The following is a 16,299-nucleotide window of genomic DNA, read 5'->3' on the forward strand; positions in this document are numbered from 1 at the left end:
GGGCAGCGGGCGATGACGGCGACCGACACGGCGCACGCCGTCGATCCGGAGCGCGGCACGCTCGACAAGGCCGCGGGTGAGAACTTCCCCGTGGCTCCTTTCTTCCTGCCCCGCGACTGGCGCGTCGACCTGATGGCGGTCTACGGCTTCGCCCGCCTGGTCGACGACATCGGCGACGGCGACCTGGCCCCCGGCGGCGCGGACGCCCGGCTCCTCGGCGTGGCACCCGAGCGGTCCGACGACCGCCTGCTGATGCTGGACGCCTTCGAGGCCGACCTGCGCCGGGTCTTCGACGGCACCCCCCGCCACCCCCTGCTGCGGCGCCTCCAGCCGACCGTGCGCCGGCGCGCGCTCACCCCCGGGCCGTTCCTCGGCCTGATCGCCGCCAACCGCCAGGACCAGCTCGTCGCGCGCTACGAGACCTACGACGACCTCCTCGCCTACTGCGAGCTGTCCGCCAACCCGGTCGGCCGCCTCGTCCTCGCCGTCACGGGCACCTCGACGCCCGAGCGCATCCGCCGCTCCGACGAGATCTGCACGGCCCTGCAGATCGTCGAGCACCTCCAGGATGTCGCCGAGGATTTCGGCCGCGACCGGATCTACCTGCCCGCCGAGGACATGAAGCGCTTCCACGTCGGCGAGGCCGACCTCGCCGCACCCACGGCCGGCGCCTCGGTGCGCGCCCTGATCGCCTTCGAGGCCGAGCGCGCCCGCGAGCTGCTGGACGCAGGCTCCCCCCTGGTGGGCAGCGTCCACGGAAGGCTGCGGCTGCTGCTCGCCGGATTCGTGGCGGGAGGACGGGCGGCCCTCGCGGCGATCGCCGCCGCCGGCCACGACGTACTTCCCGGCCCGCCCCAGCACGGAAAGATCCGGTTGCTGCGCGAGGTGGGCGTGACTCTGCGAGGAAAGGGGTGATCCGGACCGTGGAGACGTCAGCACACGTGTCCGCACCGGTACTCGCCGCCTACAGCTACTGCGAGACCGTCACCGGACAGCAGGCCAGGAACTTCGCGTACGGCATCCGGCTCCTGCCCACGCCCAAGCGCCGGGCGATGTCGGCGCTGTACGCGTTCTCGCGCCGCGTCGACGACATCGGCGACGGCGAGCTGGCCCCCGACGTCAAGGTCGCCCGGCTGGAGGAGACCCGGGCGCTGCTCGGCCGCGTCCACGAGGGCGAGGTCGACGAGGACGACACCGACCCGGTCGCCGTCGCCCTCTCCCACGCCGCCCGGCAGTTCCCGATCCCGCTGGGCGGACTGGACGAACTGATCGACGGCGTCCAGATGGACCTGCGCGGCGAGACGTACGAGACCTGGGACGACCTGAAGGTCTACTGCCGCTGCGTGGCCGGCGCCATCGGACGCCTCTCGCTCGGCGTCTTCGGCACCGAAGCGGGGGCGCGCGGCGCCGAACGCGCGCCCGAGTACGCCGACACGCTCGGACTCGCGCTCCAGCTCACCAACATCCTCCGCGACGTCCGCGAGGACGCGGAGGACGGCCGCACGTATCTGCCCGCCGACGACCTCGCCAAGTTCGGCTGCTCGGCCGGGTTCGCCGGGCCGACGCCGCCGGAGGGCTCCGACTTCGCGGGCCTCGTCCACTTCGAGGTCCGCCGGGCCCGCGCCCTGTTCGCCGAGGGCTACCGGCTGCTGCCCATGCTCGACCGGCGCAGCGGCGCCTGCGTGGCCGCCATGGCCGGCATCTACCGCCGTCTGCTGGACCGCATCGAGCGCGACCCCGAGGCCGTGCTGCGCGGCCGGGTCTCCCTGCCCGGCCGCGAGAAGGCGTACGTCGCCGTGCGCGGCCTGTCGGGGCTCGACACCCGGCACGTGACCCGGCGGGCCGGCAGGGGGCGCCCGTGAGCGGCACACCGGTCCGGGGCCACGCCGCCGCCGGCCTCTGGTGGGCAACCCTCCGGTGGCGGGCGGCGTCCCTGACTGAGACGGTCGGCCGTACAGCGTTCACACACCACGGCGACCGGGCAGGGAAAGGTGCACGATGACCCACGGCAACGGCACGCGTGACGACGGGCCGCTCACGGACGTCTCCGCCCTCCCGGCCGGCAGGCACGCCGTCGTGGTCGGCGGCGGGCTCGCCGGTGTCACCGCGGCCCTCGCCCTCGCCGACGCCGGGGTGCGCGTCACCCTTCTGGAGGGCAGGCCGCGCCTGGGCGGGCTCGCGTTCTCCTTCCGGCGCGGCGACCTGACCGTCGACAACGGCCAGCACGTGTACCTGCGCTGCTGCACCGCCTACCGCTGGTTCCTCGACCGCATCGGGGGAACCGCGCTCGCTCCCGTGCAGGAACGTCTCGACGTACCCGTCGTCGACCTCGACAAGCCCGAGGGGCGGCGGCTCGGCAGACTGCGGCGCGACGCCCTGCCCGTGCCCCTGCACCTGGGGCGCAGCCTCGCGGCGTACCCGCACCTCTCGCTCGCCGAGCGCGTCCGGGTCGGGCGTGCCGCGCTCGCGCTCCAGGCGCTCGACCCGGCCGACCCGGCGCTGGACACCCAGGACTTCGGGAGCTGGCTGACCGCGCACGGCCAGTCGGCGCGGGCCGTCGAGGCCCTGTGGGACCTGGTCGGCGTCGCCACCCTCAACGCGACCGCGGCCGACGCCTCCCTGGGGCTCGCCGCGATGGTGTTCAAGACCGGTCTGCTGTCCGACCCCGGCGCGGCCGACATCGGCTGGGCCCGCGTCCCGCTCGGTGAACTGCACGACGGGCTGGCCCGCAAGGCGCTCGAGGCCGCGGGCGTGCGCACCGAGGTCCGTGCGCGCGTCACCTCCGTCTCCGCCGACGAGCACGGCGGCTGGACCGTCCGGACCCTCGGCGAGACCGTCCGGGCGGACGCCGTCGTCCTCGCCGTACCGCAGCGCGAGGCGCACGACCTGCTGCCCCCGGGCGCCCTCGACGCACCCGGGGACCTGCTGGAGATCGGCACCGCCCCGATCCTCAACGTCCACGTGATCTACGACCGCAAGGTCCTCGCCGCGCCGTTCCTCACGGCCCTCGGCACCCCCGTCCAGTGGGTGTTCGACCGCACCGAGGCCTCCGGCCTGAAGGACGGTCAGTACCTGGCGCTGTCCCAGTCGACCGCGCAGGACGAGATCGACGCGCCCGTGGCCGTGCTGCGCGAGCGCTACCTGCCCGAACTGGAGCGGCTGCTGCCACGCGCCCGCGGCGCCGGGGTGAAGGACTTCTTCGTGACCCGGGAGCGCACCGCGACCTTCGCCCCCGCCCCCGGCGTCGGCCGGCTCAGGCCCGGCGCCCGCACCAAGGCACCCGGCCTGTACCTGGCCGGAGCGTGGACCGCCACCGGGTGGCCCGCGACCATGGAGAGTGCCGTCCGCAGCGGTGTCGGGGCGGCGGGAGCCGCGCTCGCCGCCCTGGGCCGGTCCCGCGACCGCCTTCCCGGCTTCCTCGAGGAGGCGGCATGAGAACCCGACCGCGTGGGACCGACTCCCGCACTCCCGGTACCGTAACTGGAGGAGAGACTGTGCCCACTGTGCCCCCGGCCCCCAAGGCCGATCGACGGACCACGGTGGACGTGACCGCGCTCCTGGAGCGCGGCCGGACCCTGACCACGCCGGTCCTGCGAGCGGCCGTCGACCGCCTGGCGCCTCCCATGGACACGGTCGCCGCCTACCACTTCGGCTGGATCGACGCCCAGGGCAAGCCCTCCCACGGCGACGGCGGCAAGGCCGTCCGCCCCGCCCTCGCCGTCCTGTCCGCCGAGGTCACCGGTGCCGCGCCCGAGGTCGGCGTGCCCGGCGCGGTCGCGGTCGAGCTGGTGCACAACTTCTCCCTCCTGCACGACGACCTGATGGACGGCGACGAACAGCGCCGCCACCGCGACACCGTCTGGAAGGTGCACGGCCCCGCCCAGGCCATCCTGGTCGGCGACGCCCTGTTCGCCCTCGCCAACGAGGTGCTGCTGGAAATCGGCACGGTCGAGGCCGGCCGCGCCACCCGCCGGCTGACCAAGGCCAGCCGCGCCCTGATCGACGGTCAGGCCCAGGACATCTCCTACGAGCACCGCGACCGCGTCAGCGTCGAGGAGTGCCTGGAGATGGAGGGCAACAAGACCGGTGCCCTGCTCGCCACCGCCAGCTCCATCGGCGCGGTCCTCGGCGGCGCCGACGAACGCACCGCCGACACGCTGGAGCGGTACGGCTACCACCTCGGCCTGGCCTTCCAGGCCGTCGACGACCTCCTCGGCATCTGGGGCGACCCGGACGCCACCGGCAAGCAGACGTGGAGCGACCTGCGCCAGCGCAAGAAGTCCCTGCCGGTGGTGGCCGCGCTCGCCGCGGGCGGCGCCGCCTCCGAGCGGCTCGGCGACATCCTCGCGGCCGACGCCAAGAGCAGTGACTTCGCGAACTTCTCCGAGGAGGAGTTCGCGGCCCGTGCCGCCCTCATCGAGGAGGCGGGCGGACGGGAGTGGACCGCCGAGGAGGCGCGTCGCCAGCACACCATCGCCATCGAAGCCCTCGACTCCGTCGACATGCCCGACCAGGTGCGGGACCGTTTCGCGGCGCTCGCGGACTTCGTCGTCGTACGAAAGAGATGATCACTATCGGTCGAATAGCCCTCGCGTAGTCGCCGGCCGGTGTCGCGGGTAGACGAGCACCGGCCGACGGCGGACCCACAGCAGACGCACCACTTGCACACTGCACGAAGGGGAAGCCATGACAGCGACGACCGACGGAAGCACCGGGGCGGCCCTCCCGTCCCGCGCAGCCGCGGCCAGCGAAGAAGCCGACATCACGAGCCCCGCCGCGGCGGCCGGGGTACACGAAGCCGCCGCCCGCGCCACCCGGCGCGCCACCGACTTCCTGCTCTCCCGGCAGGACGCCCAGGGCTGGTGGAAGGGCGACCTCGAGACCAACGTCACGATGGACGCCGAGGACCTGCTCCTGCGTCAGTTCCTCGGCATCCGGGACGAGGCGACCACCCGCGCCGCCGCGCTGTTCATCCGCGGCGAGCAGCGCGAGGACGGCACCTGGGCCACCTTCTACGGCGGCCCCGGCGAACTCTCCACCACCATCGAGGCCTACGTCGCCCTCCGCCTGGCCGGCGACGCCCCCGACGCCCCGCACATGGCGAAGGCCGCGGAGTGGATCCGGGCCCGGGGCGGCATCGCCGCCTCCCGCGTCTTCACCCGGATCTGGCTCGCCCTGTTCGGCTGGTGGAAATGGGAGGACCTGCCCGAACTCCCGCCCGAGCTGATCTGGTTCCCGCCCTGGGTACCGCTGAACATCTACGACTTCGGCTGCTGGGCCCGGCAGACCATCGTGCCGCTGACCATCGTCTCGGCGAAGCGGCCGGTGCGCCCCGCCCCGTTCCCGCTCGACGAACTGCACACCGACCCGCACCGGCCCAGCCCTCCCCGCCCCCTGGCCCCGGCGGCGAGCTGGGACGGCCTCTTCCAGCGCCTCGACAAGGCGCTGCACGCCTACCGCAAGGTGGCGCCGAAGCGGCTGCGCCGGGCCGCCGTGAACACCGCCGCCCGCTGGATCGTCGAACGGCAGGAGAACGACGGCTGCTGGGGCGGCATCCAGCCTCCGGCCGTGTACTCGGTCATCGCCCTGCACCTGCTCGGCTACGACCTCGAACACCCCGTGATGCGCGCCGGCCTGGAGTCGCTGGACCGCTTCGCGGTGTGGCGCGAGGACGGCGCCCGGATGATCGAGGCCTGCCAGTCGCCGGTGTGGGACACCTGCCTCGCCACCATCGCGCTGGCCGACGCCGGAGTGCCCGCCGACCACCCCCAGTTGGTCAAGGCCGCCGACTGGATGCTGGGCGAGCAGATCGTGCGCCCCGGCGACTGGTCGGTGAAGCGGCCCGGACTCCCGCCCGGCGGCTGGGCGTTCGAGTTCCACAACGACAACTACCCCGACATCGACGACACCGCCGAGGTCGTCCTCGCCCTGCGCCGCGTCCGGCACCACGACGCGGAGCGCGTGGAGAAGGCCATCGGGCGCGGGGTGCGCTGGAACCTCGGCATGCAGTCGAAGAACGGCGCCTGGGGGGCCTTCGACGTCGACAACACCAGCCCCTTCCCCAACCGGCTGCCGTTCTGCGACTTCGGCGAGGTGATCGACCCGCCGTCCGCCGACGTCACCGCGCACGTCGTGGAGATGCTCGCCGTCGAGGGACTCGCCCACGATCCGCGCACCCGGCGCGGCATCCAGTGGCTGCTCGGCCAGCAGGAGGCGGACGGCTCCTGGTTCGGCCGCTGGGGTGTCAACTACCTCTACGGCACCGGCTCCGTGGTCCCCGCGCTGACCGCCGCGGGCATCCCGGCCTCGCACCAGGCGATCCGCCGCGCGGTGCGCTGGCTGGAGTCCGTGCAGAACGACGACGGCGGCTGGGGCGAGGACCTGCGCTCCTACCGTTACGTGCGGGAGTGGAGCGGCAAGGGCGCCTCGACCGCCTCGCAGACGGCCTGGGCGCTGATGGCCCTGCTGGCGGCGGGGGAGAGGGAGTCCCGGGCCGTCGAGCGCGGCGTCCAGTGGCTCGCCGCCACCCAGCGGGAGGACGGCTCCTGGGACGAGCCGTACTTCACCGGCACCGGCTTCCCCTGGGACTTCTCGATCAACTACCACCTGTACCGGCAGGTCTTCCCGCTGACCGCGCTCGGCCGGTACGTCAACGGCGAACCCTTCGCCAAGGCGCCCCGCACGGTGCAGGCGCTCGCCGAGTCGCTGACCGAGGCGAAGGGAAGCTGATGAGGGAGCAGCCCGGGCCGGCCCCGCTGCTGATCGCCTGCGCGCTCGGCATCGAGCACCTCGCCCTGCGCGCAGGCGACCGCGGCGGGGCCGCCGGGCCCGTCACCGTCCTGCGCACCGGCATGGGACCGAGGGCGGCCGAACGCTCCGTCGCCCGGATCCTGGCCGGTCCCGCGCTCGGCGACGCCGCCGTGCTGGCCACCGGCTTCTGCGCCGGCCTCGCCCCCGGCATGCACCCCGGCGACCTGGTCGTCGCCGAACAGACCCGCGATCCGCGGGGCACGGTCGGCTGCGTGGGCACCGACCGGCTCGTCAAGGAACTCGTCCGGGCCGTCCCCGGGCGCACCGTCCACACCGGGCCGCTGACCGGCTCGGACCACGTCGTCCGCGGCGCCGAACGCGCCGCACTGCTCACGACCGGCGCGATCGCCGTCGACATGGAGTCCGCCGCCACCCTCCTGAGCGCCGTCCGCACGGGCCCGCGCCCCGTTGCGGCCGTCCGGGTGGTCGTGGACGCCCCCGAACACGAACTCGTCCGGATCGGCACCCTGCGCGGTGGAATATCGGCTTTCCGCGTTCTTCGGTCCGTGCTCCCCGCTTTCTTCGAATGGCACCGTTCTTTGCCGCTCCCCAGGAGGTGAGCCCAGATGGCCATGCCGCTGCGCCAGTCCATCAAGGTCGCTACATACTTGGCCGAACAGAAGCTCCGCCGGCGGGACAAGTTCCCGCTCATCGTGGAGCTGGAGCCGCTCTTCGCCTGCAACCTGAAGTGCGAGGGATGCGGCAAGATCCAGCATCCGGCCGGAGTGCTCAAGCAGCGCATGCCGGTCGCGCAGGCCGTCGGTGCGGTGCTCGAATCCGGTGCGCCGATGGTCTCCATCGCGGGCGGCGAACCGCTGATGCACCCGCAGATCGACGAGATCGTGCGCCAGCTCGTGGCCAAGCGGAAGTACGTCTTCCTGTGCACCAACGCGCTGCTCATGCGCAAGAAGATGGACAAGTTCACCCCGTCCCCCTACTTCGCCTTCGCCGTGCACATCGACGGGCTGCGCGAGCGGCACGACGAGTCCGTGGCCAAGGAGGGCGTGTTCGACGAGGCGGTCGAGGCCATCAAGGAGGCCAAGCGGCGCGGCTTCCGGGTGACCACCAACTCCACCTTCTTCAACACCGACACCCCGCAGACCATCGTCGAGGTCCTCAACTACCTCAACGACGACCTCCAGGTCGACGAGATGATGATCTCGCCCGCCTACGCCTACGAGAAGGCGCCCGACCAGGAGCACTTCCTGGGCGTCGAGCAGACCCGCGAGCTGTTCAAGAAGGCCTTCGCGGGCGGCAACCGGGCCCGCTGGCGGCTCAACCACTCCCCGCTGTTCCTCGACTTCCTCGAGGGCAAGGTCGACTTCCCCTGCACCGCCTGGGCCATCCCGAACTACTCCCTCTTCGGCTGGCAGCGCCCCTGCTACCTGATGAGCGACGGATACGTCCCGACGTACCGGGAGCTGATCGAGGAGACCGACTGGGACAAGTACGGCCGCGGCAAGGACCCGCGCTGCGCCAACTGCATGGCGCACTGCGGCTACGAGCCCACCGCCGTCCTCGCCACCATGGGCTCCCTCAAGGAGTCCCTGCGCGCCATGCGCGAGACGGTCTCCGGGAACCGGGAGTGACGGGATGACCGCCGTCCCCCTGGGCGTCCCCGGGGTACCGGTCCGGCCGATCGCCGAGCGGCGCGTGTCGCGGCGGATCCAGGTCGGGCCGGTGGCCGTCGGCGGCGGGGCCCCGGTGTCCGTGCAGTCGATGACGACGACCCGCACCTCCGACATCGGGGCGACGCTCCAGCAGATCGCCGAGCTGACGGCGTCCGGCTGCCAGATCGTGCGGGTGGCCTGTCCCACCCAGGACGACGCCGACGCCCTCCCCGTGATCGCCAAGAAGTCGCAGATCCCGGTGATCGCCGACATCCACTTCCAGCCCAAGTACGTCTTCGCCGCCATCGAGGCGGGCTGCGCCGCGGTCCGGGTGAACCCGGGCAACATCAAGCAGTTCGACGACAAGGTCAAGGAGATCGCCCAGGCGGCCAAGGACCACGGCACCCCGATCCGCATCGGGGTCAACGCGGGCTCCCTGGACCGGCGCCTGCTGGAGAAGTACGGCAGGGCCACCCCGGAGGCGCTGGTGGAGAGCGCGCTGTGGGAGGCGTCGCTCTTCGAGGAGCACGGCTTCCGGGACATCAAGATCTCCGTGAAGCACAACGACCCGGTCGTGATGGTCGAGGCCTACCGGCAGCTCGCCGCCCGGTGCGACTACCCGCTGCACCTCGGGGTGACCGAGGCGGGGCCCGCCTTCCAGGGCACCGTGAAGTCGGCCGTCGCCTTCGGGGCGCTGCTCTCGCAGGGCATCGGGGACACCATCCGGGTGTCGCTGAGCGCCCCGCCCGCCGAGGAGGTCAAGGTCGGCATCCAGATCCTCCAGGCCCTCGGGCTCAGGGAGCGCCGGCTGGAGATCGTCTCGTGTCCGTCCTGCGGCCGTGCGCAGGTCGACGTCTACAAGCTCGCCGACGAGGTCACGGCCGGCCTGGAGGGCATGGAGGTCCCGCTGCGCGTCGCCGTCATGGGATGTGTGGTCAACGGGCCCGGCGAGGCCCGCGAGGCCGACCTCGGCGTCGCCTCCGGCAACGGCAAGGGCCAGATCTTCGTCAAGGGCGAGGTCGTCAGGACCGTGCCCGAGTCCAAGATCGTGGAGACCCTCATCGAGGAGGCCATGAAGATCGCCGAGCAGATGGAGAAGGACGGCGCGGCGGGGGAGCCGGCCGTCACCGTGAGCTGAAGAGCACGGACCGAAGGGGGCACGAGCGTGACGATTCTGGAGACCGTCCGGGGACCACGCGACCTGAAGGCGCTGTCCGGGGCACAACTCGCCGAACTCTCCCACGAGATACGTGAATTCCTGGTGCACGCGGTGGCCCGCACCGGCGGTCACCTCGGACCCAATCTGGGGGTGGTGGAACTCACCGTCGCCCTGCACCGGGTCTTCGAGTCACCGGCCGACCGCATCCTGTGGGACACCGGCCACCAGAGCTATGTGCACAAGCTGCTGACGGACCGTCAGGACTTTTCCAAGCTGCGCGGAAAGGGCGGACTGTCCGGCTACCCCTCGCGCGAGGAGTCCGAGCACGACGTCATCGAGAACAGCCACGCCTCCACCGCGCTCGGCTGGGCAGACGGCCTCGCCAAGGCCCGCCAGGTGCGGGGGGAGCGGGGCCACGTCGTCGCGGTCGTCGGCGACGGCGCGCTCACCGGCGGCATGGCCTGGGAGGCGCTCAACAACATCGCGGCGGCCCGGGACCGGCCGCTGATCATCGTCGTCAACGACAACGAGCGCTCCTACGCGCCGACCACCGGCGGCCTCGCCAACCACCTCGCGGCGCTGCGCACCACCGACGGCTACGAGCGGGTGCTCGCCTGGGGCAAGGACGTGCTCCAGCGCACGCCCGTCGTCGGCAACACCGTCTACGAGGCCCTGCACGGCGCCAAGAAGGGCTTCAAGGACGCCTTCGCCCCGCAGGGCCTCTTCGAGGACCTCGGCCTGAAGTACGTCGGCCCCGTCGACGGACACGACATCGGCGCCGTCGAGTCGGCGCTGCGACGCGCCAAGCGCTTCCACGGGCCGGTGCTGGTGCACTGCCTCACCGAGAAGGGCCGGGGCTACGAACCGGCCCTGCGCGACGAGGCCGACCACTTCCACACCGTCGGCGCGATGGACCCGCTGACCTGTGCTCCGCTCACCCCGTCCGACGGACCGTCCTGGACGTCCGTGTTCGGCGAGGAGATGGTGCGCGTCGGCGAGGAGCGCGCCGACGTGGTGGCCGTCACCGCGGCGATGCTGCACCCGGTCGGCCTCGGCCCGTTCGCCGAGCGGTTCCCCGGCCGGGTCTGGGACGTCGGCATCGCCGAGCAGCACGCGGCCGTCTGCGCGGCCGGCCTCGCCACCGGCGGCCTTCATCCCGTGGTCGCCGTCTACGCCACCTTCCTCAACCGGGCCTTCGACCAGCTCCTGATGGACGTCGCCCTGCACCGCTGCGGTGTCACCTTCGTCCTGGACCGGGCGGGCGTCACCGGCGTCGACGGGCCCTCGCACAACGGCATGTGGGACATGTCCGTCCTCCAGGTCGTCCCCGGACTGCGCATCGCCGCCCCGCGCGACGCCGACCAGCTCCGCGCCCAGCTGCGCGAGGCGGTCGCCGTGGACGACGCGCCGACGTTGCTGCGCTTCCCGAAGGAGTCCGTCGGACCGGCCGTGCCCGCCGTGGACCGGGTCGGCGGCGTGGACGTCCTGCACACGGCCGAGCGGCCCGAGGTGCTGCTCGTCGCGGTGGGCGTGATGGCGCCGGTCTGCCTCGCGGCCGCCGAGCTGCTGGAGGCCCGCGGCATCGGGTGCACCGTCGTGGACCCGCGCTGGGTCAAGCCCGTGGATCCCGCGCTGCCGCCCCTGGCCGCCCGGCACCGCCTGGTGGCCGTCGTCGAGGACAACAGCCGCGCCGCCGGGGTCGGCTCCGCGGTGGCGCTGGCCCTCGGCGACGCCGGAGTCGACGTACCCGTACGGAGGTTCGGCATCCCGGAGCAGTTCCTCGCGCACGCCAAGCGCTCCGAGGTGCTCGCCGACATCGGTCTCACCCCGGTCGAGATCGCCGGCCGGATCAGCGCCGCCCTCGCCGTGCGGGAAGCGGCCGGCGAGGAGGCGACCGTCATGCCTGGGCAAGGAGAGAACTGAATGACCAAGGAGTTCGACCTCGGCTCGCTGCTGGCCGAGCGTGGCGCCGAGCGGTACGAGCTGCACGCCAAGCACCTCAACCACCAACTGCCGCGCATGCTGCGCACCATCGGCTTCGACAAGGTCTACGAGCGGGCCGAGGGCGCGCACTTCTGGGACGCGGACGGCAACGACTACCTGGACATGCTCGCCGGGTTCGCGGTGATGGGCCTGGGCCGCCACCACCCCGTCGTCCGCAAGGCACTGCACGACGTCCTCGACGCCTCCCTGGCCGACCTGACCCGGTTCGACTGCCCGCCGCTGCCCGGACTGCTCGCCGAGCGGCTGCTGTCGTACAGCCCTCACCTGAGCCGGGTCTTCTTCGGCAACAGCGGCACGGAGGCGGTCGAGACGGCGCTGAAGTTCGCCCGGTACGCGACCGGCCGACCGAGGATCCTGTACTGCGTGCACGCCTTCCACGGGCTGACCACCGGCTCGCTGTCCGTCAACGGAGAGAGGGGGTTCCGGGACGGCTTCGCCCCGCTGCTGCCCGACACCGCCGTCCCGCTCGGCGACCTGGACGCCCTCGCCCGCGAGCTGGGCAAGGGGGACGTGGCGGCGCTGATCGTGGAGCCGATCCAGGGCAAGGGCGTCCACGAGGCCCCGCCGGGCTATCTGCGGGCCGCGCAGGAGCTGCTGCACCGGCACAAGGCCCTGCTGATCGCCGACGAGGTGCAGACGGGCCTCGGCCGGACCGGGAAGTTCTACGCCTACCAGCACGAGGACGGCGTCGAACCGGACCTGGTGTGCGTGGCCAAGGCACTGTCCGGCGGATATGTCCCGGTGGGGGCCACGCTCGGCAAGGAGTGGATCTTCCAGAAGGTGTACTCCTCGATGGACCGCGTGCTGGTCCACTCGGCGAGCTTCGGGTCCAACGCGCAGGCCATGGCCGCCGGGCTCGCGGTGCTCTCCGTGATGGAGAACGAGGAGATCGTCGCCAACGCGGCCGCCGTGGGCGAGCGGCTCATGTCCCGGCTGTCCGGGCTGATGGACCGCTACGAACTGCTCGCCGACGTCCGGGGCCGGGGACTGATGATCGGCATCGAGTTCGGCCGGCCGCGGTCGCTGAGGCTGCGCAGCCGCTGGACGATGCTGCAGGCCGCGCGCAAGGGGCTCTTCGCGCAGATGGTGGTCGTGCCGCTGCTGCAACGGCACCGGATCCTGACGCAGGTGTCCGGCGACCACCTGGAGGTGATCAAGCTCATCCCGCCGCTGATCATCGACACGGCGGACGCCGACCGGTTCGTCGATGCGTTCACCGAGGTGATGGACGACGCGCACAACGGCGGCGGCCTGATCTGGGACTTCGGAAAGACGCTGGTCAAACAGGCGGTGGCGCAGCACTAGCGGCGGCCTTTGCCTGTGAGGCAACAGAATTGCCTTAGGGGCAAACTTCCGGCTGAATGGAGGTATGACCTCCTCGAACGAGCCACCGGAGGGACCGGCCGAGGCCGTGCCCTCCGTGGTCGCGCCGCAGCTCCGCGCCCTGCGGCGCCGGGCGGGCCTCACCCTGGAGGCCGCGGCCCGCGCCGCCGGACTGTCGCCCGCCCATCTCTCCCGTCTGGAGACCGGGCAGCGCCAGCCCTCCCTGCCGATGCTGCTCGCGCTCGCGCGCGTCTATGGTACGACCGTGTCCGCCCTGCTCGGCGAGACGGCCGTGGACCGGGACGCCGTCGTACGGGCCGCCGACATGGAGCCGACGGTCGCGGGCGGCTGGACGTACTGGCAGGCCGGCGGGTCCGGCCGCGGTATGCAGGCCCTGCGCGTCCGGGTGCCGCACGGTACCCAGGGCGACATCGTGCGCGTGCATCCCGGCGAGGAGTGGCTCCACGTCCTGCGGGGCCGGCTGCGGCTGCGCCTCGGGGACGCCGTCCATGTGCTCGGTCCCGGCGACGGTGCCCACTTCGACTCCCTGACCCCGCACCGGATCGCGGCCCAGGACGCCGACGGGCTCGAGATCCTCTTCGTCCACACTCTGCTGCAGAGCCCCACGGCGACGCTGTGCCTGGGGCCCGCCACCACCCTCCCTCACACCGCCGGAGAGATGCCATGAGCACGATCCAGGACAAGTTCCCGCGCGCCCTGTGGGTGCGGCTCTTCATCTACATCGCCCTCGGGCACGTCTTCGGCGGCTTCCTCTACCTGCTGTTCGAGGTGGGAGCCAGTAAGTAGAGGTGGGAGCCAGTAAGTAGCGGACCGCGGGCGGACGGCTCAGGCCAGCATCCGCTCGCGCAGCCGCTCACGGGTCGCCGGTGTGAGTCCGAGGCCCTGCTCCAGGTACGTCTCCACGCCGCCCCAGGTCTCGTCGACGGTCTCGAACGCCGCCGCCAGGTACTCGGCGCGCGCGTCGAACAGGGGGCTGAGCAGCTCCATGACCTCGGGGGAGTAGGCCGAGGCGGCCGAGCCGCTGCGGCGCACCTTGTAGCGGCGGTGCTTGGCGTTCGACTTCAGGTAGTCCTCGACGATGGCGTCGCGCTCCACGCCGAGGGCGAGCAGGGTGATCGCGATCGACAGGCCCGCGCGGTCCTTGCCGGCCGCGCAGTGCATCAGCGCGGGGACGCTGTCCTCCGCGAGCGAGTGCAGCACGCGCGAGTGCTCCGCCGTGCGCTCCTTGATGATCGAGCGGTAGGAGGCGATCATCCGGTTCGCGGCCCGGTCGTCCGCCAGGATCTCGCGGAGCTGGTCGAGGTCGCCGTCGCGGACCATCGTCCAGAACTCCGCGCCGTCGGCCGGGTCGCTCAGCGGCAGATTCACGTTGCGCACGCCCGGCAGCTCGACGTCCGGGCCCTCGAGCCTCTGGTCGGCCGCGTTGCGGAAGTCGAAGATCGTGTGCAGGCCCAGTGAGGCGAGGAACGCCGCGTCCTCCGCGGTGGCGTGCGCGAGGTGCCCGCTGCGGAACAGCACGCCCGGGCGCACCCGCCGTCCGTCCACGGTCGGCAGTCCGCCCACGTCCCGGAAGTTGCGCACACCGGTCAGCTCGGGTTCGGTCGACGGGACCTGCTGCGTCACGGGGGCTCCTCACGTTCCATCCCGCCGGCGCTGCTCGCCGACGGGCGCCCAGCCGACGATACGGCATTCCTTGCCTGCGGCAATGAGTTGCCCGCAGGGCACAAGGAGGCCCGAATGCAGCCCATCTGAGCCTTCTGTCCGAATTGGCGCCTTAGTTCCAACTCGCTGGGAAATAAGGGGAGCTGGAATGTGGCCGCGTGAGCAGCGTCATAAAGGTGACCGTGCGTTGCCCGTCATGTTCACGTAATTCAGGTGTTTCTCAAGCGGGTTCACGGAAAGGCGCGCCGCCGGAATCGACGGAGTGTGACCGCCCATTCCCTTGTTGGATCAAGGGAAACACCTGTCCGTGGTACCCCTCGCTTGTCCATTCGTGTCCCGGTCCCTTACGTTCACCACCGATCCGGACGGACGCCTAATCCTGCCGCCGACCGGAGCCCGCATTCATCCACCACCCGTACACGGCAGGAGCGGGGGACCCACAGGTAATACCGCCTGTTCCGGTTCCCGGAACGGCTCGGGGTAAAGCCGCGTCATGACGCGGCCGGGCATCTCCAGTCCGCACCCGACAGCTCACCTCGCAGGCGCCGGAGAGGAATTCGCCATGCCCGCGAAGGGTAAGCACCGCCGTACCAAGGCCCAGCGCCTCGCCCGTACCATCGCCGTCGCCGGAACCGGTGGCGCCGCGATCGCCCTCCCGCTGCTGGGTGCCGCCGGCGCCCACGCCGCCCCCGCGCACTCCGTCGCCGGCCAGTCCGTGCAGTCCACCCCGGCCGGCGCGCAGAAGTCCGCCGACAAGGGCTCGGCCTCGCACGTCTACACCGTCAAGAGCGGTGACTACCTCTCGAAGATCGCCGCCGAGCAGCACGTCGACGGCGGCTGGAAGAAGCTCTACGCGGACAACCGCGAGGCCGTCGGCTCCGACCCGTCGCTGATCCACCCGGGCCTCAAGCTGTCGATCGGCGCGAAGGCCGCGGACACCGCCAAGTCGTCCTCGTCCGCGCCGAAGACGGCCGAGAAGCCCGCCGAGAAGCCCGCCGAGGCGAAGAAGTCCGCCGAGAAGCCCGCCGAGAAGGCGTCGGAGGCGAAGACCGCCTCCTCGCAGTCCTCGAACACCAGCACCCAGTCCGCCGGCACCACCAGCGGCTACACCGCTCCCGTGGCCGGTGCCCTCGGCACCCCGTACCACCAGTCCGGCAGCATGTGGTCCAGCGGCTACCACACCGGCACCGACTTCGTCGTCCCGACCGGCACCTCCCTGAAGGCCGTCGCCGCGGGCACCGTCGTCTCCGCCGGCCCCGGCGGCGCCTACGGCAACCAGGTCGTCATCAAGCTCGCCGACGGCTACTACGCCCAGTACGCCCACCTGTCCTCGATCTCCGTCTCCGCCGGCCAGTCCGTGACCGCGGGACAGCAGATCGGCCTCTCCGGTGCCACCGGCAACGTGACCGGACCGCACCTGCACTTCGAGATCCGGACCACGCCGAACTACGGCTCCGACGTGGACCCGATCGCCTACCTGCGCTCGCACGGCGTCTCCGTCTGACGACGGTTTCCGCGCAGACCCCGCGCCACCGAAGGCCGGACCCCGATCCCCGGGTCCGGCCTTCGGTGCTCCCGCCATCCCCGGGCGCTTATTCCTGAGTTGGCGAACACTTTAGGAGTGGCCTTTCTCACCGCCCGTCAACCCCTTCCTACGGTCGCGTAGGTCACATTCCACGGTGAATCATGAGCCGATGTGGCAGACGATTC

General features: G+C 72.0%; 15 protein-coding genes and 1 riboswitch. Of the genes, 14 read left to right on the top strand and 1 reads right to left on the bottom strand.

What is annotated here, in order from left to right:
* The first annotated feature begins 12 nt into the window (after positions 1-12).
* The 13 genes from hpnC to ACH499_RS09555 all read left to right on the top strand — a co-directional run bounded on the left by hpnC (position 13) and on the right by ACH499_RS09555 (position 13,713).
* Complete coding sequence (hpnC, locus tag ACH499_RS09495; protein ID WP_399014511.1) at positions 13-915, top strand: squalene synthase HpnC; 903 nt, start codon at positions 13-15, stop codon at positions 913-915.
* The gene (gene hpnD / locus ACH499_RS09500; RefSeq protein ID WP_356201066.1) at positions 912-1,862 is read left to right on the top strand and encodes a presqualene diphosphate synthase HpnD; all 951 of its coding nucleotides are present in this window, start codon (positions 912-914) and stop codon (positions 1,860-1,862) included. Before hpnC ends, hpnD begins: the two co-directional genes overlap by 4 nt.
* On the top strand, positions 1,859-2,002 hold the full coding sequence (locus ACH499_RS09505; protein ID WP_399014513.1) for a DUF6380 family protein: 144 nt from the start codon (positions 1,859-1,861) through the stop codon (positions 2,000-2,002). The genes hpnD and ACH499_RS09505 overlap by 4 nt, the downstream gene beginning before the upstream one ends.
* Positions 1,999-3,435, top strand: a complete 1,437-nt coding sequence (gene hpnE / locus ACH499_RS09510) for a hydroxysqualene dehydroxylase HpnE (RefSeq protein WP_399014515.1) — start codon at positions 1,999-2,001, stop codon at positions 3,433-3,435. The genes ACH499_RS09505 and hpnE overlap by 4 nt, the downstream gene beginning before the upstream one ends.
* A 68-nt stretch (positions 3,436-3,503) precedes the next feature.
* Positions 3,504-4,568, top strand: a complete 1,065-nt coding sequence (locus tag ACH499_RS09515; protein ID WP_399014756.1) for a polyprenyl synthetase family protein — start codon at positions 3,504-3,506, stop codon at positions 4,566-4,568.
* Positions 4,569-4,686: 118 nt separating this feature from the next.
* A complete protein-coding gene (gene shc, locus ACH499_RS09520; RefSeq protein WP_399014518.1) occupies positions 4,687-6,729 on the top strand; it encodes a squalene--hopene cyclase in 2,043 nt (680 codons plus the stop codon).
* Complete coding sequence (locus ACH499_RS09525) at positions 6,729-7,370, top strand: 1-hydroxy-2-methyl-2-butenyl 4-diphosphate reductase (RefSeq protein ID WP_356201058.1); 642 nt, start codon at positions 6,729-6,731, stop codon at positions 7,368-7,370. The genes shc and ACH499_RS09525 overlap by 1 nt, the downstream gene beginning before the upstream one ends.
* Before the next feature lie 6 nt (positions 7,371-7,376).
* Positions 7,377-8,399 (top strand): adenosyl-hopene transferase HpnH, encoded by a 1,023-nt coding sequence (gene hpnH, locus ACH499_RS09530; RefSeq protein ID WP_356201057.1) that lies wholly within the window; start codon positions 7,377-7,379, stop codon positions 8,397-8,399.
* 4 nt (positions 8,400-8,403) lie between these two features.
* Positions 8,404-9,558: a flavodoxin-dependent (E)-4-hydroxy-3-methylbut-2-enyl-diphosphate synthase gene (gene ispG / locus ACH499_RS09535; protein WP_356201056.1), complete on the top strand. Its 1,155-nt coding sequence runs from the start codon at positions 8,404-8,406 to the stop codon at positions 9,556-9,558.
* Positions 9,559-9,585: 27 nt separating this feature from the next.
* Positions 9,586-11,502 carry a 1-deoxy-D-xylulose-5-phosphate synthase gene (gene dxs / locus ACH499_RS09540; protein ID WP_399014521.1) on the top strand — a complete coding sequence of 639 codons (1,917 nt, stop codon included), beginning with the start codon at positions 9,586-9,588 and terminating at the stop codon, positions 11,500-11,502.
* Entirely contained in the window at positions 11,503-12,888 is a 1,386-nt protein-coding gene (locus ACH499_RS09545) for an aspartate aminotransferase family protein (protein ID WP_399014524.1), read from the top strand. It begins immediately after the preceding gene.
* Between the two features lie 64 nt (positions 12,889-12,952).
* A complete protein-coding gene (locus ACH499_RS09550) occupies positions 12,953-13,594 on the top strand; it encodes an XRE family transcriptional regulator (RefSeq protein WP_356201053.1) in 642 nt (213 codons plus the stop codon).
* Positions 13,591-13,713, top strand: coding sequence for a DUF6126 family protein (locus ACH499_RS09555; protein WP_356201051.1), 123 nt, complete (start codon positions 13,591-13,593; stop codon positions 13,711-13,713). The genes ACH499_RS09550 and ACH499_RS09555 overlap by 4 nt, the downstream gene beginning before the upstream one ends.
* A gap of 39 nt (positions 13,714-13,752) precedes the next feature.
* On the opposite strand, the gene ACH499_RS09560 is transcribed toward ACH499_RS09555, so the two are convergent.
* Entirely contained in the window at positions 13,753-14,550 is a 798-nt protein-coding gene (locus ACH499_RS09560; RefSeq protein ID WP_356201050.1) for a tyrosine-protein phosphatase, read from the bottom strand.
* Positions 14,551-14,989: 439 nt separating this feature from the next.
* A riboswitch (cyclic di-AMP (ydaO/yuaA leader) is annotated at positions 14,990-15,147 on the top strand.
* A 4-nt stretch (positions 15,148-15,151) separates the two neighbouring features.
* Here ACH499_RS09560 and ACH499_RS09565 point away from each other — a divergent pair.
* Positions 15,152-16,093, top strand: a complete 942-nt coding sequence (locus ACH499_RS09565) for a peptidoglycan DD-metalloendopeptidase family protein (RefSeq protein WP_399014526.1) — start codon at positions 15,152-15,154, stop codon at positions 16,091-16,093.
* Positions 16,094-16,299: the final 206 nt, after the last annotated feature.

This window comes from Streptomyces sp. NPDC018947 (assembly GCF_044390505.1).
Lineage (GTDB): Bacteria > Actinomycetota > Actinomycetes > Streptomycetales > Streptomycetaceae > Streptomyces.